General features: G+C 44.0%; 22 protein-coding genes. 11 read left to right on the plus strand and 11 right to left on the minus strand.

The annotated features are described in order from the left end of the window. Positions 1-235: 235 nt before the first annotated feature. The 10 genes from ACE4RR_RS15450 (at position 236) to ACE4RR_RS15495 (ending at position 10632) form a co-directional block, all read left to right on the plus strand. A complete protein-coding gene (locus ACE4RR_RS15450) occupies positions 236-835 on the plus strand; it encodes a TetR/AcrR family transcriptional regulator (RefSeq protein ID WP_375536335.1) in 600 nt (199 codons plus the stop codon). A gap of 66 nt (positions 836-901) precedes the next feature. Then, positions 902-2830: an oxidoreductase gene (locus ACE4RR_RS15455; RefSeq protein WP_375536336.1), complete on the plus strand. Its 1929-nt coding sequence runs from the start codon at positions 902-904 to the stop codon at positions 2828-2830. Positions 2831-2912: 82 nt separating this feature from the next. Next, positions 2913-3659 (plus strand): enoyl-CoA hydratase/isomerase family protein, encoded by a 747-nt coding sequence (locus tag ACE4RR_RS15460; RefSeq protein WP_375536337.1) that lies wholly within the window; start codon positions 2913-2915, stop codon positions 3657-3659. Positions 3660-3792: 133 nt separating this feature from the next. Next, positions 3793-4542, plus strand: coding sequence for a hydrogen peroxide-dependent heme synthase (hemQ, locus tag ACE4RR_RS15465; protein ID WP_375536338.1), 750 nt, complete (start codon positions 3793-3795; stop codon positions 4540-4542). Between the two features lie 100 nt (positions 4543-4642). Further along, positions 4643-5068, plus strand: a complete 426-nt coding sequence (locus tag ACE4RR_RS15470) for a cell wall hydrolase (protein ID WP_375536339.1) — start codon at positions 4643-4645, stop codon at positions 5066-5068. 15 nt (positions 5069-5083) lie between these two features. Beyond that, positions 5084-5521 carry a spore coat protein GerQ gene (gerQ, locus tag ACE4RR_RS15475; protein ID WP_375536340.1) on the plus strand — a complete coding sequence of 146 codons (438 nt, stop codon included), beginning with the start codon at positions 5084-5086 and terminating at the stop codon, positions 5519-5521. 299 nt (positions 5522-5820) lie between these two features. Then, positions 5821-7968, plus strand: a complete 2148-nt coding sequence (locus ACE4RR_RS15480; RefSeq protein ID WP_375536370.1) for an ATP-dependent Clp protease ATP-binding subunit — start codon at positions 5821-5823, stop codon at positions 7966-7968. Positions 7969-8077: 109 nt separating this feature from the next. After that, the gene (locus ACE4RR_RS15485) at positions 8078-8401 is read left to right on the plus strand and encodes a DUF3817 domain-containing protein (RefSeq protein WP_375536371.1); all 324 of its coding nucleotides are present in this window, start codon (positions 8078-8080) and stop codon (positions 8399-8401) included. A 164-nt stretch (positions 8402-8565) separates the two neighbouring features. Next, positions 8566-9384, plus strand: a complete 819-nt coding sequence (locus tag ACE4RR_RS15490) for a DUF368 domain-containing protein (RefSeq protein WP_375536341.1) — start codon at positions 8566-8568, stop codon at positions 9382-9384. A gap of 186 nt (positions 9385-9570) precedes the next feature. Next, positions 9571-10632, plus strand: coding sequence for an alpha/beta hydrolase (locus ACE4RR_RS15495; RefSeq protein WP_375536342.1), 1062 nt, complete (start codon positions 9571-9573; stop codon positions 10630-10632). 348 nt (positions 10633-10980) lie between these two features. Here ACE4RR_RS15495 and ACE4RR_RS15500 read toward each other — a convergent pair whose 3' ends face one another. From ACE4RR_RS15500 to ACE4RR_RS15545, 10 genes are all read right to left on the minus strand, one after another. Then, entirely contained in the window at positions 10981-11352 is a 372-nt protein-coding gene (locus ACE4RR_RS15500) for a DUF423 domain-containing protein (RefSeq protein WP_375536343.1), read from the minus strand. 32 nt (positions 11353-11384) lie between these two features. Next, complete coding sequence (locus ACE4RR_RS15505; protein WP_375536344.1) at positions 11385-11681, minus strand: YwdI family protein; 297 nt, start codon at positions 11679-11681, stop codon at positions 11385-11387. A gap of 153 nt (positions 11682-11834) precedes the next feature. Beyond that, positions 11835-13625, minus strand: coding sequence for a M3 family oligoendopeptidase (locus tag ACE4RR_RS15510; protein ID WP_375536345.1), 1791 nt, complete (start codon positions 13623-13625; stop codon positions 11835-11837). Positions 13626-13762: 137 nt separating this feature from the next. Next, positions 13763-13948, minus strand: coding sequence for a hypothetical protein (locus ACE4RR_RS15515; protein WP_375536346.1), 186 nt, complete (start codon positions 13946-13948; stop codon positions 13763-13765). A gap of 87 nt (positions 13949-14035) precedes the next feature. Continuing rightward, on the minus strand, positions 14036-14389 hold the full coding sequence (locus tag ACE4RR_RS15520; protein WP_375536347.1) for a MerR family transcriptional regulator: 354 nt from the start codon (positions 14387-14389) through the stop codon (positions 14036-14038). A 39-nt stretch (positions 14390-14428) separates the two neighbouring features. Beyond that, positions 14429-15151, minus strand: coding sequence for an exonuclease domain-containing protein (locus ACE4RR_RS15525; RefSeq protein ID WP_375536348.1), 723 nt, complete (start codon positions 15149-15151; stop codon positions 14429-14431). Continuing rightward, complete coding sequence (locus ACE4RR_RS15530) at positions 15151-16173, minus strand: DUF294 nucleotidyltransferase-like domain-containing protein (RefSeq protein WP_375536349.1); 1023 nt, start codon at positions 16171-16173, stop codon at positions 15151-15153. The genes ACE4RR_RS15525 and ACE4RR_RS15530 overlap by 1 nt, the downstream gene beginning before the upstream one ends. A gap of 4 nt (positions 16174-16177) precedes the next feature. Further along, positions 16178-17470, minus strand: coding sequence for an ammonium transporter (locus ACE4RR_RS15535; RefSeq protein ID WP_375536350.1), 1293 nt, complete (start codon positions 17468-17470; stop codon positions 16178-16180). Between the two features lie 128 nt (positions 17471-17598). Beyond that, positions 17599-17832 carry a hypothetical protein gene (locus ACE4RR_RS15540; protein ID WP_375536351.1) on the minus strand — a complete coding sequence of 78 codons (234 nt, stop codon included), beginning with the start codon at positions 17830-17832 and terminating at the stop codon, positions 17599-17601. A gap of 242 nt (positions 17833-18074) precedes the next feature. Next, a complete protein-coding gene (locus ACE4RR_RS15545; RefSeq protein ID WP_375536352.1) occupies positions 18075-19121 on the minus strand; it encodes an AbrB family transcriptional regulator in 1047 nt (348 codons plus the stop codon). A 132-nt stretch (positions 19122-19253) separates the two neighbouring features. Here ACE4RR_RS15545 and ACE4RR_RS15550 point away from each other — a divergent pair, with 132 nt between their 5' ends. Continuing rightward, positions 19254-19739: a glutathione peroxidase gene (locus tag ACE4RR_RS15550; protein WP_375536353.1), complete on the plus strand. Its 486-nt coding sequence runs from the start codon at positions 19254-19256 to the stop codon at positions 19737-19739. A 464-nt stretch (positions 19740-20203) separates the two neighbouring features. On the opposite strand, the gene ACE4RR_RS15555 is transcribed toward ACE4RR_RS15550, so the two are convergent. Further along, entirely contained in the window at positions 20204-21043 is an 840-nt protein-coding gene (locus ACE4RR_RS15555; RefSeq protein WP_375536354.1) for an aldo/keto reductase, read from the minus strand.

Here is a 21043-nt window from a genome sequence, read left to right on the forward strand (position 1 = left end):
ATTTTCTAACTCCTTCTTCCGGCTCTAACCCTTGATATAAAAGCGTTTTCATTCACTTTCACAAGCAGGAATGACGCATAAATTATATAAATATATTAAATGTTTCACGTGAAACATATTGATCTTTTCTACCTTTTCTTATACGTTATAAGGAAATCTCGGCTTTTCGCAAAATCCCAAAGCCGGTAATCTACACTTTTGTCTTTATATATTAAAGGAAAGATAGGAGATTGTGATGAGCCCAAAAATAGGAATGGAGCCAATCCGCAGAAAACAAGCTATTGATGCGGCCAAAGTGTGTATTTTAAATCATGGTTTTGCTCATTTTTCGATTAAAGATGTAGCCAAAGAAGCCGGTATCAGTACGGGCGTATTGTATCATTATTTTCAGAATAAACAGGATCTGCTCGTCCAGGTTTTGAAAGAAACATTTGCTGAAACAGAGCAATCTGTCCGGAAAGCAGTCGACAGCAACCCATCTTTTGAATCTAAATTTACTGCATATTTAGAGACTGTCGTGCATGTCCCTGAGAACAACCCTTCGTTCTACCTGCTGCTGCTGAATTATTTAGCTCAATCTCCTTATAATGAGGATGTCCGTGAGCTCGTTCAGAAGTTTTTTGGAAACCTCACTTCATATCTCGATACTATTCTATTCCTGGGAGTGCAGGAAAATAAACTATCTGAGCTGCAGGCAGGGACATTATCGAGACTTATTATCGGCCAGGCGATGGGACTCGCATTTCAGGAAAACCTGCATCCTCACGAGAAGATGAAGGAGCATCGCCAAGAATTTGTAAGAATTTTTCAACATTATCTTGCTCAAAACAAATAAAAGGGTATATAATGAATTTGATTTATTTATAACGAACGTTCGAAATAAAAAGTTAGGGGGAAGAAAATGGCGTACGAGCATTTGCTGTCACCTATTACACTGCGAAATACTACTCTTTCCACCCGTATTATGATGGGATCGATGCATGTCGGACTCGAGGGAGAAGAAAACGGTCACGAGAAATTAATTGCCTTCTATACTAAACGAGCGCGTGAAAATGTCGGCATAATTGTTACTGGCGGAGCAGCTGTGGCCCCTGAAGGAAGCGGCGGAGAAAATTTCATGTCCATTTTTCAGGATGAAGACATTAAACGCTGGCTGCCGCTTACTAAAAGCGTTCACAACGCCGGTGGAAAAATCGCCCTTCAGCTTTTTCATGCCGGCCGTTACGCATACAAGGCTATGACCGGCATGGATCCAGTTGCCCCCTCCCCGCTCCGCTCTCCGATAAATCCTGATGAGCCTGTGGAAATGTCTGAAACAGAAATTGAGCGTACGATTGAAGCTTTCGCAGCTGGTGCCCTGCGCGCAAAAGAAGCAGGGTTTGATGCTGTAGAAATAATGGGATCAGAGGGGTATCTCATAAATCAATTCGTCTCCCCTGTGACGAATAAAAGAAAAGACCGCTGGGGAGGCTCCTTTGAGAATAGACTGCGGTTTCCATTGGCAATAACCTGTCGCGTACGAGAAAAGATTGGAGATAATTACCCGGTTATCTTTCGTATGTCCGGACTTGACTTAATAGACAACAGCACGACTCCAGAGGAAACTACACGCTGGGCTAAAGAGCTTGAAAAGGCTGGCATTGATTTGTTAAATATTGGGATTGGCTGGCATGAATCGCAGGTCCCGACTATTTCGATGAAAGTTCCCCGAAACCACTTTGCAGGGATTGCTCAGCAGATAAAAGAAAGCGTTTCCATTCCAGTCATTGCTTCCAACCGCATTAATAACCCACAGGATGCAGAGCTTCTTCTGCAGCAGGGTAAAGCGGATATGATTTCGATGGCACGGCCGTTTTTAGCCGACCCGGAAATCATTACGAAAGCGAAGGAAGGACGCGAACAGGAAATCAATACGTGTATCGCCTGTAACCAGGCCTGCCTGGATCATGTGTTTGAAAATAAATCGGCCACCTGCATGGTCAATCCAGAGGCAGGCCGCGAGCTCACTCTTCGACTGGAAAAAACGAAAGTCCCCAAAAAGATCCTTGTGGTGGGAGCCGGTCCGGCGGGGCTAGAAGCTGCTCGAGTAGCTTCAGAACGAGGCCACTTCGTCACCCTCGTCGACGAAAAGAATACAATCGGCGGCCAGCTTAACTATTCACGGATCGTTCCAGGTAAATCAGAATTTAATGAAACCATCCGCTATTACCGAGTTCAGCTTGAAAAACTCGGTGTGAAAATTGCGCTTGGTACTGCGGTTGATAAAACACATCCTCTTATTGAGCAGGCTGATGAAGTGATTATTGCCGCGGGTATCATTCCGCGCGAGCCGGAAATAGAGGGACTTACTTCCAGCAGTCATGTTTTTTCCTATCGTGATGTGTTTGAAAATAATGCTACGGTTGCTGGAAACGTCGTTATCATTGGCGGAGGAGGAATCGCCTGTGATCTCGCTTCCTTTCTCTACGATAAAGGTCACACCACGCTCACCCTTCTTCAGCGAGGCAATAAATTTGCTCGTGGTATCGGAAAAACAACACGCTGGGCTACAATCATGGAGCTGAAAAAGAAAGGCATTCAAATGACAGGCGGTGTCCTTTACAAAAAGGTTCTTCCTGAAGGTATCCTTATTTCAATAGAAGGAAAAGAAAAGCTCGTAGAAGCAGATACGATAATCACCGCAAGCGGCCAGCTTTCCAATCCAGCTTTGTATGAAGCGCTGAAAGCACAGGGCACGCCGGCTCACGTGATCGGCGGCGCCCGTCTTGCTGTCGGTCTCGATGCGAAGCAGGCAATCTATGATGGTGCCCTGGCCGGGAGGGCTATTTAAGAAAAATCGTGTTCGGATTGCTCTCCCTGCCGCTTTCAATATATAGATATTTCAGCTTTTACATTCTGAAAGGAGAAAAATGATGAAGCAAACCACAGTACTTTATGAAAAAAAGGATGGAATTGCACGAATTACCTTGAACCGTCCCGAGGTAAAGAATGCGTTAAACCACGCCATGCACGAAGAGCTTTTTCAATGCTTTCACGAGGCGGAGCAGGATAAGGAGGTAGAAGTAATTGTCCTGCAGGGAAGCGGTGATTCCTTTTGCGCAGGAGCGGATTTAAAAAGCATCCCACTTGAAGATATGGATAATTTTGAGTACGGGCTTTACCTGCGGGACACATACAACCGGTTGATTCTGCTTATAGATTCAATTGAAAAACCGACAGTCGCTTACCTTAACGGTATTGCGGTTGGAGCGGGCCTGAGTATTGCCCTTGCCTGTGACTATCGAGTTGCTGAGCAGAATGCGAAAATGGCACTCAGCTTTTTGAAAATCGGGTTGGTGCCGGATGCAGGCGCTTCTTATTTTCTTCCCCGACTAGTCGGTCTTGGCAAAGCAGCTGAAATGGGTCTTGGAAATACGATAACTGCGGAAGAGGCTTACCGCATTAATTTAATTACATCCATAGGAAATCCTGATGAACTTGCTGAAGATCTCGTGAAGGTCCCTTCAAAAGCTTTTGGCCTGATGATGAGGAACATGAAAAAAGGATCGGAAAAAAGCCTCGCAGAGGTACTCGAAATGGAAGTATCAGCTCAGACTGCCGCCGGCCAGACCGAAGAACACAAGCAGGCAATTAAGCGATTTGTCGACAAGAGAAAGTAAGTTTATTAAAAGGGACACTTCTGCATGCCGTCATTTTCACTACCAGCATTTCTATGTCCTTCATTCGTTGTAGACCAGTAATTTATGATATAGTTGAAATCGGAAAAAGGATGACATAAGGAGTGATTCAACAATGAGTGAAGCTTCACAAACATTGGATGGATGGTATTGCCTGCATGATTTTCGTAATATGGACTGGGCTTCCTGGAAAACTCTTTCGAGTGAAAAACGCCAGAGCATCCTTCATGAATTTATACAGATGATCGGGGAATGGCAGGACGTAGAAAATCAGGAGCGCGGCAGTCACGCACTCTATACCATTGTCGGCCAGAAAGCTGATTTTATGATGATGGTGCTGCGACCGACATTAAATGATCTAAATGATATAGAAAATGCATTTAATAAATCTGGGCTGGCAGAATATACAATTCCCACATATTCATATGTATCCGTCGTAGAACTCGGCAACTATATGCCGCCGAAAGACGGCAGTGACCCGCTCGATAATCCTGAGCTTCGTGCAAGAATTTTCCCGATTCTTCCTAAATGGAATCATGTCTGCTTTTATCCAATGGATAAAAAACGAGAAGGCAATGACAACTGGTACTCTCTGCCGATGAAGGAGCGGCGTGAACTCATGCGCGCTCACGGGATGACCGGCCGTAAGTACGCCGGAAAGATAAAGCAGATTATTACCGGATCCACCGGTTTTGACGATTGGGAATGGAGCGTTACCCTGTTTGCTCATGACGCTCTGCAATTTAAGAAAATAGTTTACGAGATGCGGTTTGATGAAGTCTCAGCCCGCTACGGAGATTTCGGAGCCTTCTATGTCGGGAATATTCTTCTCCCAGAAAAAATCGAAGCTTTCTTTTACGTGTAAAAGCTGTGCAGCCGCACAGCTTTTTTTATTCATAACCTGCCTTCCCTTTTCATACATTGTGATAATGGCATGCAAGCATCTATGAAAATGAGGTGATCGCGTGGCGGTCGTTCAGGCAAACGAAGAGGACATGAAAATGCTTGCCCGATTAATGAGAGCGGAAGCAGAAGGAGAAGGTGTACAGGGCATGCTGCTGGCCGGAAATGTAATGGTCAACCGGGTTTTTGCCTCCTGTATTGATTTCACGGATATTCGTACGATTCCGCAGATGGCTTTTCAATCCCCCGGCGGATTTGAAGCTGTTCAAAAAGGTTATTTTTATCAGCGGGCACGTGATAAAGAAATTAGACTGGCCCGCAGGCTGGTGAACGGCGAGCGATTTTCACCAGCACAAGAATCGCTGTGGTTTTTCCGTCCTGCCGGTGAATGTCCAGCCCAATGGTTCGGACAGCCGAACGTTGGACGTTTTAAGGCCCATTGTTTCTTTTCCCCTACTTATGCAGATTGCCCCGATGTATATCGGTAAAAAAGGAGGAAAATTATGTATAACTATAATTCATGGTATGGCTATCCTGTGCAGGGCTATTATCCCCAGTATGACATGCGTCAAAATGGAAACGGAAATGGGAACGGGAATGGGAATGGGAATGGGAATGGGAATGGGAATGGAAACGGGAATGGCGGAATGCTGCCGATCGAACAATCATATATTGAAAATATTCTCCGTTTAAACCGCGGCAAACCGGCAACTGTGTATATGACTTTTGAAAACAATCCAGACTGGAGCTCGATGGTTTTTCAAGGCATTATTGAAGAAGCCGGCCGCGATCATATCGTATTGAGCGATCCCGATAATGGCAAGTGGTATTTGTTATTGATGGTGTATCTTGACTACATCGTTTTTGATGAGGAAATTGATTATGAGTATCCATTTGACGGCGGCGGTCAGTCTCAGATGGGCACCTACTCTCCCCGCTGAGCAGGATTTGTTTAAAAATCAAACATGTGTGATATAGTGCACCTACAGAAAATTCCATGAACAGCGCAGGCCAACAGGCAGCGCTGTTTTCTCATTTTCTTTTTAAAAATTTTTTAAGCATTCCACTTGAAAGTCAAAAAAGGTCAGGATATAATATGTTTACAAGGTCAAAGATAGTCAAAGTTAAGGCTGATCATTTGTCCTTGAAAAAAATACGTTATCTTTTTAACCCCAACAAAAAGTTTTAAAATAATCGAGCTGTATATATTGAACAATTAAACAAGGAGGAACGAATGATGATGAGATGTGAACATTGTAATGAACGTCAAGCACGTATCGAATTGAATATGAACATTAACGGACATCAGCAAAAAATGCACTTATGCGAAGCGTGCTACCGCGAAATTCGCAGCCAGTTGAAGCAGCCTTCCGGCCAAAGCGGCCAGGGCCAGCCTCATCCATTCGATCAGTTTTTCGGAGGAATGATGAACGGCCAGGCAGCACAGGACCAGCCCGGCCAGAGCCAGACAGCTGCCGGCGGAGGCAAAGGCGGACTAATTGATGAACTCGGTAAAAACCTTTCTGATGCTGCCCGTGCCGGTCTGATCGACCCGGTAATCGGCCGCAATAATGAAGTAGAACGAGTCATTGAAACGTTGAACCGCCGCAATAAAAACAATCCGGTTCTTATCGGTGAGCCAGGTGTCGGTAAGACTGCGATTGCTGAAGGCCTTGCCTTAAAAATTTCAGACGGACAAGTACCGAATAAATTGAAAAATAAAGATATTTATCTGCTTGATGTCACCTCTCTCGTGGCAAACACAGGCATCCGCGGTCAATTTGAAGAGCGGATGAAGCAGCTTCTGAAAGAATTACAGGAGCGCCAGGATGTCATTGTCTTTATTGATGAAATTCATCAAATTGTAGGTGCTGGATCAGCGGAAGGTTCTTCTGACGCCGGCAATATAATGAAACCTGCGCTCGCACGCGGTGAAATTCAGGTGATCGGTGCAACCACCCTTTCCGAATACCGTAAAATCGAAAAGGATGCTGCCCTCGAACGTCGCTTCCAGCCGGTTATGGTTAATGAACCTAACCTTGAGGACGCAGTTGCCATTATGAAGGGGTTAAAGGATAACTACGAAAAGTATCATAAGGTCCGCTATACGGAGGAAGCATTGAAAGCATGTGTCACACTTTCCAGCCGTTATATTCAGGACCGCTTCCTTCCAGATAAAGCGATCGATTTAATGGATGAAGCCGGTTCAAAAATCAACCTCGCTCACAGTGAAGAGGATACTAATGAACTGCAAAGCCGCCTTGAACAGATTGCGGTGGAAAAAGAAAAAGCAACCCAGCAGGAAAACTACGAAAAGGCAGCCAAGCTGAGGGATGAGGAAACTAAGCTTCAGCAGCAATTAAAGGATTCTGAAACATCCAATATACCTGCGGAAGAAAAGGCTGTCGTCGATGTGGAAACAATTCAGCAGATAGTGGAAGGCAAAACCGGTATTCCAGTGCGCCGGCTTCAAAAAGACGAACAGCAAAAAATGAAGGATCTTCCTGATCGGCTGCGTTCCAGCGTGATCGGGCAGGAAAAAGCGGTCGACAAGGTCTCCCGTGCCATCCGCCGCAATCGTGCCGGCCTGCGCCGCGGCAGTCGTCCAATCGGGTCCTTCCTGTTTGTGGGACCAACCGGCGTAGGGAAAACCGAGCTGTCAAAATCCCTTGCACGTGAAATGTTCGGGGATGAAGAATCGATGATTCGTCTTGATATGAGTGAATATATGGAGAAGCATTCTGTTTCTAAACTGATAGGCTCCCCTCCAGGTTATGTTGGACACGATGATGCCGGTCAATTAACAGAACAGGTACGAAGAAAGCCTTACAGCATTATTCTGCTTGATGAAATTGAAAAAGCGCATCCGGATGTACAGCACATGTTCCTGCAGATTATGGAAGACGGCCGCCTGACAGACAGTCAGGGACGAACAGTAAGCTTTAAAGACACGGTACTGATCATGACGTCTAATGCCGGGACCGCGCTTAAGAAAGTCACTGTAGGCTTTGGAAATTCTGAAGATATTGAGCCAAAAATAACTGAGTCCCTCGGTGACTATTTCAAGCCAGAATTTCTGAACCGATTTGACAGCATCGTTACCTTCAAGGAATTAGCACAGGACGACCTTGTAACCATTGTCGATCTTATGCTTGCCGAAATAATCGATGCAGCAAAAGATCAGGATCTGACCATTACAGTATCAGATGAAGCGAAAGAAAATCTTGCAAAAGCTGGATATGACCCTGCATTCGGGGCCAGACCACTGCGCCGGATCATTGAAGAAAAAGTAGAGGATGGCATTGCTGACTTAATGCTCGAAGAAGAAAATATTCAAACCATCCGAGTCGCTGTTGAAAATAACGATATTGCTGTTACAAAAGCATAGCTCCTTCCTTCCCCTGCCAGCTTCCCTTTTCGGGAAGCTGACTTTTTTCATAAAAAATTCATTGGTTTCCTGGACCGGCCTGTGCTACTCTTTAGACTGAGGTGAAAAAATAATGTCATCCGCTATAGGAAAATTACGTATTGCAGGTATGATCGAAGGTGTTTCATTTATCTTACTGTTATTTTTAGCCATGCCTTTGAAATATATGGCCGGAATTGACATAGCTGTGACGATTGCAGGTGCCGCACACGGCGGATTATTTCTGCTGTATATCGGTCTTGTTCTCGTAGTCTGGATACAGCGCAGATGGTCGTTTCTGCGTGCTATGGTCGCAGCAATAGCTTCAGTGATTCCATTCGGCCCGTTTATATTCGATAAAAGCTTACGCAGAGAACAGGAAACTGGCATAGAACCGGATTCTGTACTCGGTTAATAAGAAAACGGCTTTCCTACTAGAAAGCCGTTTTTTCTTCCTCCATCATCATGAATTAGGACATGCTGCATAGAATAAATGGAGTAGAATTTTTGTATGCCTCATGATATAAACAATAGGAAAGTTTTAAAGAAAAATTTATGGTTCACAAAGGAGTCTGTTTGATGGAGTGGAAAAACATTCTTCGCGGCATGGCGATGGGAGCAAGTGATATTATTCCAGGTGTCAGCGGGGGAACCGTGGCGCTTGTTCTCGGTATTTATTACCGGCTGATTGAAGCTATTAATCTATTGTTTTCCAGACGCTGGAAGGAACAAATCATATTTTTTATTCCGCTCGGACTCGGAATATTGCTGGCAATCTTTAGTTTAAGCAATTTGCTGGAATGGCTGCTGCATGAGTATCCAGAGCCCACTTTCGCCTTTTTTCTGGGCTTAATATTAGGGACAATTCCATTTTTACTGAAGGAAGCTGACTTCTCTAATACGTTTTACATGAAACACTACCTTATATTGGCTGCGGCTGCTGCAATTGTTATTTCCTCCGGAGTGCTGCAGGGAGATAAAGAAGGTCCCGTAATGCAGTCTTTAGGAACATCCGATTTTGTACTTTTATTTTTTTCCGGCTGGCTTGCCAGTTCTGCGATGATACTTCCTGGTATCAGCGGTTCATTTGTGCTTCTGATTATAGGAGTGTACCCTACTGTGTTGAGCGCTGTGTCTAATTTAAACCTTCCTGTAATTGTGGTTGTAGGAAGCGGAGTTGTTATCGGCATACTTGTCATGAGTAAGTTCCTTCATTATTTACTCCGAAATCATATTACAGGAACATACTCCGTAATGACGGGTTTTCTTATCGGCTCTCTATTTGTTATCTTTCCCGGCATCGCCGACAGTGCGCTGATTGTTCTGTACAGTGTAATCACATTCGCTGGGGGACTGGCGATTGCAATATATCTTGGAAAAGTAGATAGAACTTCCTAATATCAACGGTTTGAGCTGGGTAAACACCCTTTCTCAAACCGTTATTTATTTCTTAACACAGTCACAGCGCTGCTAATTACCTTCTTTTTTCCTGCCCAATAATTATAATTATGCTTCTTTTATCCTATTTTAAAGACATAGGTTTCCGGGAATAGAAGATTAGCATGTTAGGAGGTGACTCTATCAATGCCTTCCAATAAAGAATTAAAGTCTTTATTAAATAAAAATTCTGTTTTATCGTGGCATGGGAAGCTTGAAAAAATAACAAAGAATATTCCGGAAAATAAAAACCGCGGAGGTCTTGATCCTAGAGTCAAAGAAATTTTGTCATCCCAGTCAAGCGGCCATCTAAAAAAAATAATAGACGCAGAAAACCTGATGGAAATAAGAAATAAAAAAATTAGAAACCGTGACTTATCTCCTTCTATTTCTACAGAAGAGAGAGAAATTAAATTAGAAGACAGGTCTATTCCAATTAGAATTTATAACCGCCAGCATTCCAAAAGACTTCCGCTGATTATTTACTATCATGGAGGGGGCTTTTTTAGCGGAGATATGAATATGGTGGAGAATCCTTGTAAATGGCTGGCATCGGAAGCCGAAGCAGTTGTTATCTCTGTAGAGTATCGTCTCGCCCCCGAGCATCCTTATCAAGATGGGCTGAACGATTGTTATGAGGCACTTCACTGGGCTTACGAGCATGCAGATGAGATTTTGATTGATCGGGAAAATATTGGGCTGATAGGCGATAGCGTAGGAGGAAATTTAGCACTGGGAGTTAACCTTTTAAGCAAGGACAAGGAATGGAATATTAAACATGTAGGGCTGATTTATCCTTTGCTTGATTTGACTGATTTCGCCGGGGATAAATGGAGTTTGAAGCAATATAATTTATCTTTGGATGAAGCTATTATCCGGCATGAACTGACTAATATTAGACAATCTATATTTTTCATTCAATCCGTATATTTAAACGACCTGGCTGAAGCCTTCACCCCACTTGTTTCTCCACTGCGAAGCAATCATAATCATGATTTCGCAGCCGCCACTATTATCACAGCTGAATATGATTATTTAAAAATTCAAGGACAGGAATTCGCAAACCAAATGGCAGACGCCGATGTCGCCGTTCGTCATATTGAATACAAAGGGATGACTCATTCCTTTATTGAAAATTTTGGTCTTTATCCTCAGGCTGAAGATTCTCTCAGCGAAATTGCCAATCATTTTAAAGAAGTCATTCACTGATAGTCGGCATCACAAGGATTTGTTAAAAAAACGAGATTTCGCAGTCTCTGAAGAGTGAACAATGCTTCCGATTAATGATAAGTCGGAAGTTTTTCTTTGTTTGTATTAGAAACTATCCGCTGCTCGGAGTTGACTCCTTGTGCTTCTGGACTTCTCCCAGGATGAAGCCGACATCAGGTATGTTATTTGCCTGTATGGCGGGGTTTTGGGCTTGTTTTTCGGCCGATAGCGGAACTCATGTCCGGCAAATCCAAAAAAAAGAGGCTGTTTGGAGCCATTAACTGCACAATGTCCACAGAATCAGCTGTTCCTGTCCCAGCCTCCTTATTTGCAGATACCACTAGAAGCTTAGGCTTTTAGCACAGCCACAACGAGCATTACCCAGCCTGCGATAAATGCAGTCCCGCCAATTGGTGTAATGGCGCCGAGCCAGGAGATACCTGTAAAAGCCATTGTATACAAACTTCCGGAAAAAATAATGATACCTGTAAATAAAAGCCCGCCTGCCCATCCAAGCGATGCTGAGCTTCCTGCGTATGCTGCTGCGAGTCCAATTGCAAGAAGGCCAAGGGCGTGCATGATGTGATATTGTACTGCTGTCTGGTAGACCTCCATTAATCGTTCTGACAGCTTTCCCTCCAGACCATGTGCCCCGAAGGCACCAAAACCAACCGCTGCAGCTGCGTTAATTGCTCCTAATATGACAAATAGCTTCCACATATCAATTCCCTCTCTTTTGCAATAATGATGTCCTAAAAATCAAGCAGATTTCCACTAGTTGAAGGGATTTCATTTTTCTTTGGTTCTTTCACCGCTTTTACTGGTGCTTCGTAGGCAGGCGCCTGCATATGCGTGTTCAGCTGCCGGGTTCTTTCTGCAGGGACAGACGCCTGTTTGCCCCCGCCTGAAGATAGCAGCACCTCGCAATAAGCCTTTAATACCCTGGCGTGGTCTTTGACCTTCATTTCATTATCATCTTCGGCCTGTTCTGCAAGCTGCATAAGTTCTTCTTCCATTTTTTCAATTAACGTTTGGGCGGAAATATCCATATGTGCTTCACCTGCCCTTTTACCTTAGTAAATTTACTTTTTTGATTATATCACAATGTGGATTCACTCTAAAAACGAAGGTACTAATACCAAACGAATTCAATAAAAAGAGCCAAATTTCTGCATCTACTCAGAAATTCGACTCTCTTATACTTATTTCGTTAATTCAAGAAATCTTTTTGTGTCATTCAATAAGGACCGCGCTGCCTGTTTCCAAAAATCTTGTTGTGTAAGGTCTTTCTGTAAATGCTTTTCAGCGAGATCCTCGACGCTCATGCTTGCTGTATCGCGGAGAAGAGCTACGTACTTGTTTTCAAACGACTCCCCTTCCTCCTTCGCTCGTGCGTAAATTCCCATACTGAACAAATAACCAAACGTGTATGGGAAATTATAAAAAGGAACGTTTGTGGTGTGAAAATGAAGCTTTGCCGCCCAGAAATGCGGATGATAGGAAGCAAGCTCTCCACAGTAAGCCTCTTTCTGTGCTTCCACCATAAGCTCACTTATTTCCGAAGCCGTCAGCCAGCCATCTTTTCTTGCTTCATAAAATCTCGTTTCAAAAAGAAAACGGGAATGTAAATTCATGAAGAAGGCCAGCCCGCGGTTGAGCTTCGCATCGAGCAGTGAAATCTCTTCTTCCTTAGAAGAAGCATTTTCGATAGACGCGTCCGCCACAATCTGTTCTGCAAATGTTGACGCTGTTTCAGCCACATTCATCGCATACTTCGTTGCAAAGTATGGGAGGCCCTTCATCGCGTATTGATGATAGGCATGGCCCAGCTCATGCGCAAGTGTGGCAAGATTGGAAGGTGTTCCTTCATAGGTCATAAAAATTCTTGTTTCATCCGATACAGGAAGGGTCGTGCAGAACCCTCCCGGCCGTTTATTTTCGCGGTCTTCCGCTTCAATCCAGTTTTTTTGAAATGCCATGTCTGTAAATGTAGAAAGCTTGGGACTAAAGGCTGCAAACTGCTGCGAAATTGTCTCAGCCCCGTCTTCATAAGAAATAAAGTCCGAAATTTCTCCGATGGGAGCGTGGACATCATGCCATTCAAGCTGATCGACGCCAATCAGCTCCGCTTTGCGGCGCATGTACGGTATCAGATCTGCTTTCATATCCTCAATGGCGCCCCACATCGCATCCAATGTATCTTTAGACATTCTATTAATCATCAGCGGTTCTTTTAACGGGTCTTCCCAGCCTCGTTTTTCATATAAGCTCAATCGAAACCCGGACAAATGATTGAGCGTTTCAGCAAACAAGTCTGCACGGCTGCTCCACGCCTTCTCCCATTCCTCGAACATTTTCACTCTTGTAGGACGGTGGGAGCTTTCCAGCTTATTCTGTGCCTGTCCTGCGGACAGCTGCTTCGTTTCGCCATTTTCGTCGAAAGGAATCTTTAATGAGCTGACAATGGTGTTATACATTTCGCCCCAGCCGTGGTACCCGTCCTGGGCGAGGGCGTTTGCGAGCTTTTCTTGCTCTGAAGAAAGCTTATCCTCCGTCCACTCTCTTTTTTCACGGATGTAAAAAGTGAGTCCTTCCAGTGCTTCCAGCTTCAAGAGTGCTTCAAATGTTTCCTCTGTCATTTCAGAGATGTGATCTTCCATCTGAGTCATACATGCACCGATACGGATACGATATGGCTTAAGATTGGCCTGCCATTGTTTTGCTTTCTCATCATGGACGTTTTCAGCGGTCAAGCACCCTGCAAAGGAGCCCGCTTCCTGCATTCTTGCCATCAGCCCCTGCAGCTCCAGCAGCAGAGCCGCCCACTCCTCCATCTGCTCATTTGTTTCCGGGACAACAGCAGCGACAAGCTTTTCTTCCAATACCGATAAATCATTATGTAATTGATGTACAAATTTCTTAAGTTCTTCTGAGCTGCTTCCGCCTTTAAAAAGGGAGTCAAGATCCCACCGTTTAGATAATGTCTTGCTCATTCATCCCCTCTGATTTATTTCGACATCCGTAATAAATCAAATGTACCATAAGTTACCGAAATGTTCATTATAAACCTGTATTTATCTATAGAAAAACCCGGATGCCGGTCGGCAGACCAGTATCCAGGTTTTTTTAATTATTTCTCTATCACTGTGTAACCGTATGCTTCAATTTTTGAATATTCTTCTTCTTCTACTACCCAAAAGTGCCCATCATTGTCTTTGACAACTAGTTCATTGTCAGATGCTTCCTGCTTAGCATCAGCTTCAGAATCATATTTTTTAGCAGGAATCTGCAAATCATCAATGATGATATATGCCATCGGTAACACCTCCAGTTAATTGGAAGTGTTCCCGTTCTATTTTTACCCTAAACGAATGTTTATTGAATGTCATCAAATTGTAAATATTTACACTCCGTTTTCTGGTTTCTTATATTTATTTAAATGCGGCCGGAGTTTTTTTATGTCGGCGTTCTTTAACGAACTATTTTCCGGTTTGGAGTGGATGGTTTTCGTTTCTTCCCGTGCTGAAAGAACTGTCTTAATGCCAGCCATATTCAGTCCTCTGTCAATTAATTCTTTTATTTCTGCACATTGATCTATATCCGCCAATGAAAAAAGCCGCTGGTTTCCCTGATTTCTTTTTGGCTTAATTAACCCCTGCTCTTCATAATATCTAATCTGCCTGGCAGATAATGATGTCAGCTCTTGAACAACGCTGATAGGAAAACATGCTGTATGGCGGGGAATATTACCTTTCAACTCGCCCTCCTCCTTTTCCAGAATAAAATGCTCTTATGATTACTTGTTTTGGCTGTTTAGATAGGCATATATATCCTGGAGGGTCTCAAACCCCCGCTTAATAACTTCCTGTTGTGTTTTTGCCCACAAATCTGCAGTGACGAGTGCATCGCCAAGAGCATGATGACGGTGTTTGATCGGAATGCTGTAGTAACCGCAGCAATCATCAAGATTGCTTACCGGAAGATCTGGAGCGGCAATTCGTAAAAGAAAAGATGTATCGAGCAGGCGGTGTTGAAATTGGACTCCGATCGCTTGATAGGAAGCATGCTGCAAAAATTTCTTTTCATGTCTTGCATGATGGGCTACAAGTAAATCCGTCTGAATAAACTCATAAAATTCCTTCAGGACGTCGGAAAGCTCCGGGGCTCCTTTTAACTCTTCTTTGGTTAAGCCGGTCAGAGAGGCCACCTCTTCCGATAAAGCATCCGGTTCGCACACAGGAGAATAATAAGTCTCTTCTTTATTCACCCTGCCTTCTCGAATTTTTACAGCGCCGATCGACAGTATTTTGTCTCCTCCGTCCGGGTAAAATCCGGAAGTTTCCAGGTCGAGAACAGTGATATCAAGCTCATTCAATGATTTGGTCAACGGCTGTTCTGCTTTTAGATCCTTTTGCAGCTGCCGGTAAAAAGACATATGCTGGGGGTTTGTCTGGTCAAGCGGTCCCCCCAGCTTGCCTGATACCTGGCGCATCCATTGAAACATTTGATTCATTGCCATTACTTTTCACCTGATTCTGCTAATTTTTTCGTTTGCTGAAAAAGGTGTTTTCCTTCTTTCAAAGCATGCTTTAGTTCATTTTTTTCGGTCTTTGATAATTTGTTAACAGGAATATAATGGACATCTTCATACGATTCCTGAGTATTCGTAAAAGACGAGCGTAATTCGAGCAGTTTTTGAAAAGCTGCTACTTTCCCTTTTAGATAAGGATGGGCCGTTTCGAGCTGACCAAGCCGTTCCGAGGTAGACACCGAATAAATCTGCTCTTTAATGGCGAGAAGCCTTGCCGCGTGGACATACGGAAACAATCCGACATCCTTGATGTGAATATAACCGGTATATGGCCCTTTTTCTTCAGGAAGCAGCTTACCAAATGCATTCGTTCCGCGGTGCAGATAAGAGGTATTTTCAGATAATCTTTTTAAAAGTACCGGCTCCTTATCGGCATGCTGAAATACATGATCTTTTAAACTTTTTAATAAAGAGGCCTTTCCGGCAAGCGCTCTTGCGTCAATAAAAGTAAGCAGATGCCGCAGCGTTTCCCACTTATCCTTTTCAATCCAATCATCAATCTGCTGCTTCCAGTCTTCTACTCCGTGGCACCAGCGGGGATGCGATGCCATCACTTTTCCTTCACAGCGGGGATAACCTACATGAGCCATTCCTTCCCGGATCTCTTCTCCAAGCTTTAGAAAATAGCTCTGATACTCCGCATCACTGCCTTCAAAAATGATGCCATGATCCTGGTCGCTCCAAATTGCCTGCTCCTGTCTGCCGGCACTTCCCATTAGAAAGAAAGCAAAGTGAGCAGGGGCTTTTCCCCGCTCACTTTCGGTAATTTGAAGGGCGAGAGCGGCCGATTCTAAAATCCACCGGTCATGGGCATCATTTAGCTTTTCGGTGTTATCCGCAGCTCCCTTCATTTCCTGCTCTCTTTTTTGTTTAATTTCTTCATAGGAAGAAAAAGAAGGATCGGGGAAAGTTTCTTCATTTTCCCCGGATCTTGAAGATAATGGTTTCATCGTATTACGCTCCCGTAATTTCATTTGATTTAGGAGACGAAGAAGTTGTCGAGGTTACATTTTCCGGATAACCATAACTTCCATGCTCACTAATATCGAGTCCCATAATCTCTTCTTCCTCCGATACGCGAAGTCCTCCAACAATTGATTTAGTAATTAAAAGCAGCACATACGAAGCGATAAAGGCAAACAATCCGCAGGCAACCACACTGATTGCCTGAACTCCGAGCTGAGCAAGACCTCCACCATAGAACAGGCCGGCCTGGCCTCCATTCATTTCAGCCAATTCAGGAGTAGCGAAAAATCCGGTAGAAAGAGTGCCCCACACACCAGCTGCACCGTGCACGGACAGGGCGAAAATTGGATCATCGACACCAAGTTTTTCAAATAGCTTCATGCTGTAAAATACGAGAATTCCGCCAATAACACCGATTACTACTGCTGCCCATGGCTCAACGAAGGCACATGAAGCAGTAATGGCAACCAGCCCTGCAAGTGCGCCGTTTAACATGGTCGGCACGTCCGGTTTGCCAATAACAGCCCAGGCAACTAACAGCGCTGCTACGGCTCCTGCTGCTGCGGCCAGCTGTGTGTTCAAAGCAACAAAACCGAAGAAGGAATCTGCAACTCCAAACGTACTACCTGCGTTAAAACCAAACCAGCCTACCCACAGAAGCAGCACACCTAATGCTGTAAACACCTGGTTGTGTCCGGCAAGCTCATTTGGAGAACCATCTTTGTTGTACTTACCAATACGAGGCTTTAATAGAACTGTTGCAGCAAAGGCTGCCATTGCTCCTGTTAAGTGAACAACCGTAGAACCTGCGAAGTCTTGTTTCCCAAGCTCACCGATCCAGCCTGCGCCCCATACCCAGTGCGCGACAATTGGATAAACAAATGCGGAAAATAATACTGCAAATACGATGTAGGCACCGAGCTTCGCCCGTTCAGCAAAGCCGCCGAACGCAATGGTCAATGCAATTGCTGCAAAGGCCAGCTGGAAGATGAAATCAACCGAGCCGGATAAACCGTCAAACATAGTTTCATAATCTCCAAAGAAGAAATCAGACAGACCAATAAATCCACCTGCACTGGATCCATAAATAAATCCATACCCTACTGCCCAAAAGACAAGCGATGCGATTCCTAATGTAAAGATCGTTTTCCCGGCAATATGACCCGCGTTTTTCATTCGCGTCGAGCCGGCCTCCAAAAGAATAAATCCACCCTGCATTAAAACAACTAGAATAAATGCGATCATGATCCATAAATTATTCATGAGAAATTCTGCATCCATGTTTATTTGTTTCTCCCCTCTCTTATTTCTTTATGTCAACTTAGTTAACATCTAGCGTTAATTACATTTTACATGGATTTGCATAGGTTTCTACATTTACGTAAGATAATCTAACATAGTATTTAAATTTAATGGTCAACCGACAGCCCTATTAAGAAAAACCAGGTCCTGTGGCCAACATCGACACTAGCTCGTCCTGTGCGTCGTGGGAAGGTTGCTGGATTGTTTGTTACCCATGAATTTTCATAAAATGCTCCGTCAAAACGCTTCGCTTTCCGCGGGCACGGCTCAAGCCTCCTCGGCAGAAAGAACACTGCCTGAGAGTCTTGAGACTCGTGCTGTTCCCACAGGAGTCTACGCATTTTGACTACGCCAATGACCTGATTTCTCATCCAAAGAAATTAATATTCGTCTTTTAAGATGCTATTTTTATTTGTCCAAGCTTCTGCGTACGGTCATTCTTTGACTTGTATTAATTTCAATACGAGAAATTCAATGTCACCCTTATGGTTATTATTCTTCGATTGAAGAACGGAAAGCGGCCGCCTGCAGGGATGAAATCAGCAAAATCCATATTTTCTTCTCTTTTAAAAAACCAGAAGCACTATGGCTTCTGGTTAATGGCTGCCTTTTTGATGACATGTACGAGAAGAGGTAAAAAGAGCATAAGTACCATAACCCGTATAATATGAAGACTTGAGACGAGAGTTGGCTCAAGCTGAAGAGCTATCGCTGTGGAACTCATTTCAGCCGCCCCCGCAGGGACAGTACTCAATAGACTCGTAACATACGGGAGATTCGTCAGCCATTCAAAAATTAACGCAAGAGACAGGCTGAACAAAAAATAAATGCCAAGCAGAGCAGCACTTGGCTTTCCAATTTCTTTGAGCTTAATTAAGGTAGGGCGGTCAAAGCGGATTCCGACCATTACACCAATAAATGCCTGCCCGATTCCTCCTATATATGAAGGAAGAGAGGCGTTTGCTCCCAGCACCCATTCACTAATAATAAATCCTGTAATAATTCCATAAAACAAAGTGCCGGCTGGAATTTTCAAAAATCTATATACGATAAGAGTCACTACCATTGCAGTACCGAATCCTATCATCGTGCCCGCCGTCACCACAGCTGTTTCGGTCCCGCTTGCTGCTACCCGCATTCCATCCGGGTAAAAGAAGCCGACAAGAAAAGGAATGGAGAGAACAAAAAAAGTAATCCGTGCTGTATGGAAAGCAGCTACCATTCTATTATCCGCACCGTAATCACTGCTTAGCGCGATAACTTCCGAAGCGCCTCCAGGGACACAGCAAAAATATGCGGTCAGCGGATCAAGATTCGTCCAATGATTCATCAGCCATCCAATTCCCACGCCTCCGGCCAGCGTCAAAATTAAAGTGACGAGCAAAGGGAAGAAATAATGGCCGATCAGATAAAATAATTCGCTTTCCATCATAAACCCAATATTTACACCGACAAGTGCAAGGGTTGCCCGAAATGGCCAGCCCTCAAAATTCAATCGTTTAATAAACAATCCATAAATAATGCCAGTAATTAATCCTCCAAGCAGCCAGCCTGCGGGAAGGTTCAAAACATTAAATAAACCTCCAATTCCTAACGCTGCCGCCAAACATATAATATGCGCAAGCTTCATTTCAGATATCCTTCTTTCAACATTCAGCAATATATTTTTCTTCTTCTATTGTATCATTATTGATTTCCCTGTTTGAAAAAGAACAAAAAAAGGAAAAACACGAGAGACTAATCAGTTACAGGAGGAGTTACAATGACTGCACTATACGATATGAAAGTAAAAACAGCGGAAGGAAAGGATAAGTATCTAGCGTCGTACAAAGGAAAGGTATTACTCATCGTAAATGTCGCTTCCGAATGCGGCTTTACTCCGCAGTATGAACAGCTGCAGGAAATATATGAGCGTTTTCAGGACCGCGGCTTTGAAGTGTTAGGCTTTCCTTCCAACGATTTTGGAGGGCAGGAGCCCGGTACTACAGAAGAAATCACCGAATTCTGCGAGACAAATTATGGTGTCACCTTTGATATATTCGATAAGGTTCATGCCAAAGGACCAGAGCGGCATCCGTTATATGAATATTTGATAGACAAAACCGATCCGGCGGGCAATGTCGATTGGAACTTTGAAAAATTCATTATTTCACGGCAGGGGGAAGTACTGGCAAGTTTTAAGAGTGACGTGAAACCGGATGATCCGCAGATTATAGATGTGATTGAAGCGGGGCTCGAACAGAAGTAATAAATTAAAGGTGTGATCAGACTTTGCTGGGATTAGTATGAAGAAATGCTATTATCAGCTTTAATAGAGAAAAGTGACAGGGAATAAACCAGTAATGAAGAAAGTGTTCCCTAATTAAGGTGACCCCCAAAAGTTAGATCAACTAATCTAACTTTTGGGGGTCAGTTAGTTGTGAAGAATTTCTGCGTAATGTTCCGCTCTCAGCCGAAACTATGCCTTTTCCCCCGCTCTTCAGGCACATAGCTCCTGATGTCCGCCAACCTATGGAAAATACCGCTTTTTGAAGAATTAGCGGATCTCTTGTCCGGCATCCAGCCAAAGAGAAATCCAGATGCGCCGGGCGGCTTCTGACGATACAAGCACACAGCTGAAGTTAGCGAATACGGCTCTCGATTTCCTAGTTATCTGAAATGGCTGTCGCCTCATTGAAGAAAGACGCCAGCCGGCGCCTTTCGCACAGATGATTACATATCCTCATACGGAAATTCATCCGGATGATAGCCGTAACGCTTATTTTCATTCATTCCATCGATCGCCTGCAGATCCTCCGTGTCCAGACTGAAATCAAATACTTCTGCATTCGAGCGGATCCGCTCAGGAGTTACCGACTTAGGAATCGTCACTACATTATTTTCGAGACACCAGCGGATTAATATTTGTGCAGTTGATTTGTTATGCTTCTCTGCAATTTTTTGAATAACTTCATGATCAAGCAGATCACCTTTTCCCAGAGGCCGCCACGCTTCCAGCTGGACCCCTTCATTCTGGCAATATTCCAGGAGGCTTTTTTGAAAGAGACGGGGATGGAACTCCACCTGATTTACCATCGGAAATACTTTTGCCGTTTCTTTTAAACTTTCAAGGTGCTGATCGGTGAAATTACTTACTCCGATGGTCCGGACTTTTCCTTCCTCATACAGCTTTTCTAACGCGCCCCACGTTTCTTTATATTTTCCCGGCACCGGCCAGTGTATTAAATATAAATCGACTATCTCAACCCCAAGCTTCTTTCGTGAACGTTCAAACGCTTCAAGTGTTTTCTCAAAGCCCTGCTCGTCGTTCCAGGCTTTTGTTGTAATAAATATCTCTTCGCGGGGAACATCGCTTTCACGAATTGCTTCTCCTACACTCTCTTCGTTGTCATAAAAGGAGGCTGTATCGATGCTTCTATAGCCAGCCTGTAAGGCTTCTTTCACAGCCAGCTTTACTTCATCGCCAGCTTCTGCCTGGTATACACCAAGACCTGCCCATGGCATGTTCACACCATTAGAAAGTGTTGTTACTGCGTTTTGTATCGTATTCAT

This window comes from Alteribacillus sp. HJP-4 (genome assembly GCF_042139015.1).
In the GTDB taxonomy this organism is placed as follows: Bacteria; Bacillota; Bacilli; order Bacillales; family Marinococcaceae; genus JBHIKY01.

Excerpts from the sequence above, each read along its gene's own strand:
- ACE4RR_RS15535 (WP_375536350.1), bottom strand. The coding sequence starts at position 17,470 with ATGGATGCAGAATTTCTCATGAATAATTTATGGATCATGATCGCATTT.
- ACE4RR_RS15480 (WP_375536370.1), top strand. The coding sequence starts at position 5,821 with ATGAGATGTGAACATTGTAATGAACGTCAAGCACGTATCGAATTGAAT.
- ACE4RR_RS15515 (WP_375536346.1), bottom strand. The coding sequence starts at position 13,948 with ATGGCATATATCATCATTGATGATTTGCAGATTCCTGCTAAAAAATAT.
- ACE4RR_RS15555 (WP_375536354.1), bottom strand. The coding sequence starts at position 21,043 with ATGAATACGATACAAAACGCAGTAACAACACTTTCTAATGGTGTGAAC.
- ACE4RR_RS15530 (WP_375536349.1), bottom strand. The coding sequence starts at position 16,173 with ATGAAACCATTATCTTCAAGATCCGGGGAAAATGAAGAAACTTTCCCC.
- ACE4RR_RS15500 (WP_375536343.1), bottom strand. The coding sequence starts at position 11,352 with ATGTGGAAGCTATTTGTCATATTAGGAGCAATTAACGCAGCTGCAGCG.
- ACE4RR_RS15545 (WP_375536352.1), bottom strand. The coding sequence starts at position 19,121 with ATGAAGCTTGCGCATATTATATGTTTGGCGGCAGCGTTAGGAATTGGA.
- ACE4RR_RS15495 (WP_375536342.1), top strand. The coding sequence starts at position 9,571 with ATGCCTTCCAATAAAGAATTAAAGTCTTTATTAAATAAAAATTCTGTT.
- ACE4RR_RS15525 (WP_375536348.1), bottom strand. The coding sequence starts at position 15,151 with ATGGCAATGAATCAAATGTTTCAATGGATGCGCCAGGTATCAGGCAAG.
- gerQ (WP_375536340.1), top strand. The coding sequence starts at position 5,084 with ATGTATAACTATAATTCATGGTATGGCTATCCTGTGCAGGGCTATTAT.
- ACE4RR_RS15540 (WP_375536351.1), bottom strand. The coding sequence starts at position 17,832 with ATGCGTAGACTCCTGTGGGAACAGCACGAGTCTCAAGACTCTCAGGCA.
- ACE4RR_RS15460 (WP_375536337.1), top strand. The coding sequence starts at position 2,913 with ATGAAGCAAACCACAGTACTTTATGAAAAAAAGGATGGAATTGCACGA.
- ACE4RR_RS15490 (WP_375536341.1), top strand. The coding sequence starts at position 8,566 with ATGGAGTGGAAAAACATTCTTCGCGGCATGGCGATGGGAGCAAGTGAT.
- ACE4RR_RS15450 (WP_375536335.1), top strand. The coding sequence starts at position 236 with ATGAGCCCAAAAATAGGAATGGAGCCAATCCGCAGAAAACAAGCTATT.
- ACE4RR_RS15550 (WP_375536353.1), top strand. The coding sequence starts at position 19,254 with ATGACTGCACTATACGATATGAAAGTAAAAACAGCGGAAGGAAAGGAT.
- ACE4RR_RS15510 (WP_375536345.1), bottom strand. The coding sequence starts at position 13,625 with ATGAGCAAGACATTATCTAAACGGTGGGATCTTGACTCCCTTTTTAAA.
- ACE4RR_RS15505 (WP_375536344.1), bottom strand. The coding sequence starts at position 11,681 with ATGGATATTTCCGCCCAAACGTTAATTGAAAAAATGGAAGAAGAACTT.
- ACE4RR_RS15455 (WP_375536336.1), top strand. The coding sequence starts at position 902 with ATGGCGTACGAGCATTTGCTGTCACCTATTACACTGCGAAATACTACT.
- hemQ (WP_375536338.1), top strand. The coding sequence starts at position 3,793 with ATGAGTGAAGCTTCACAAACATTGGATGGATGGTATTGCCTGCATGAT.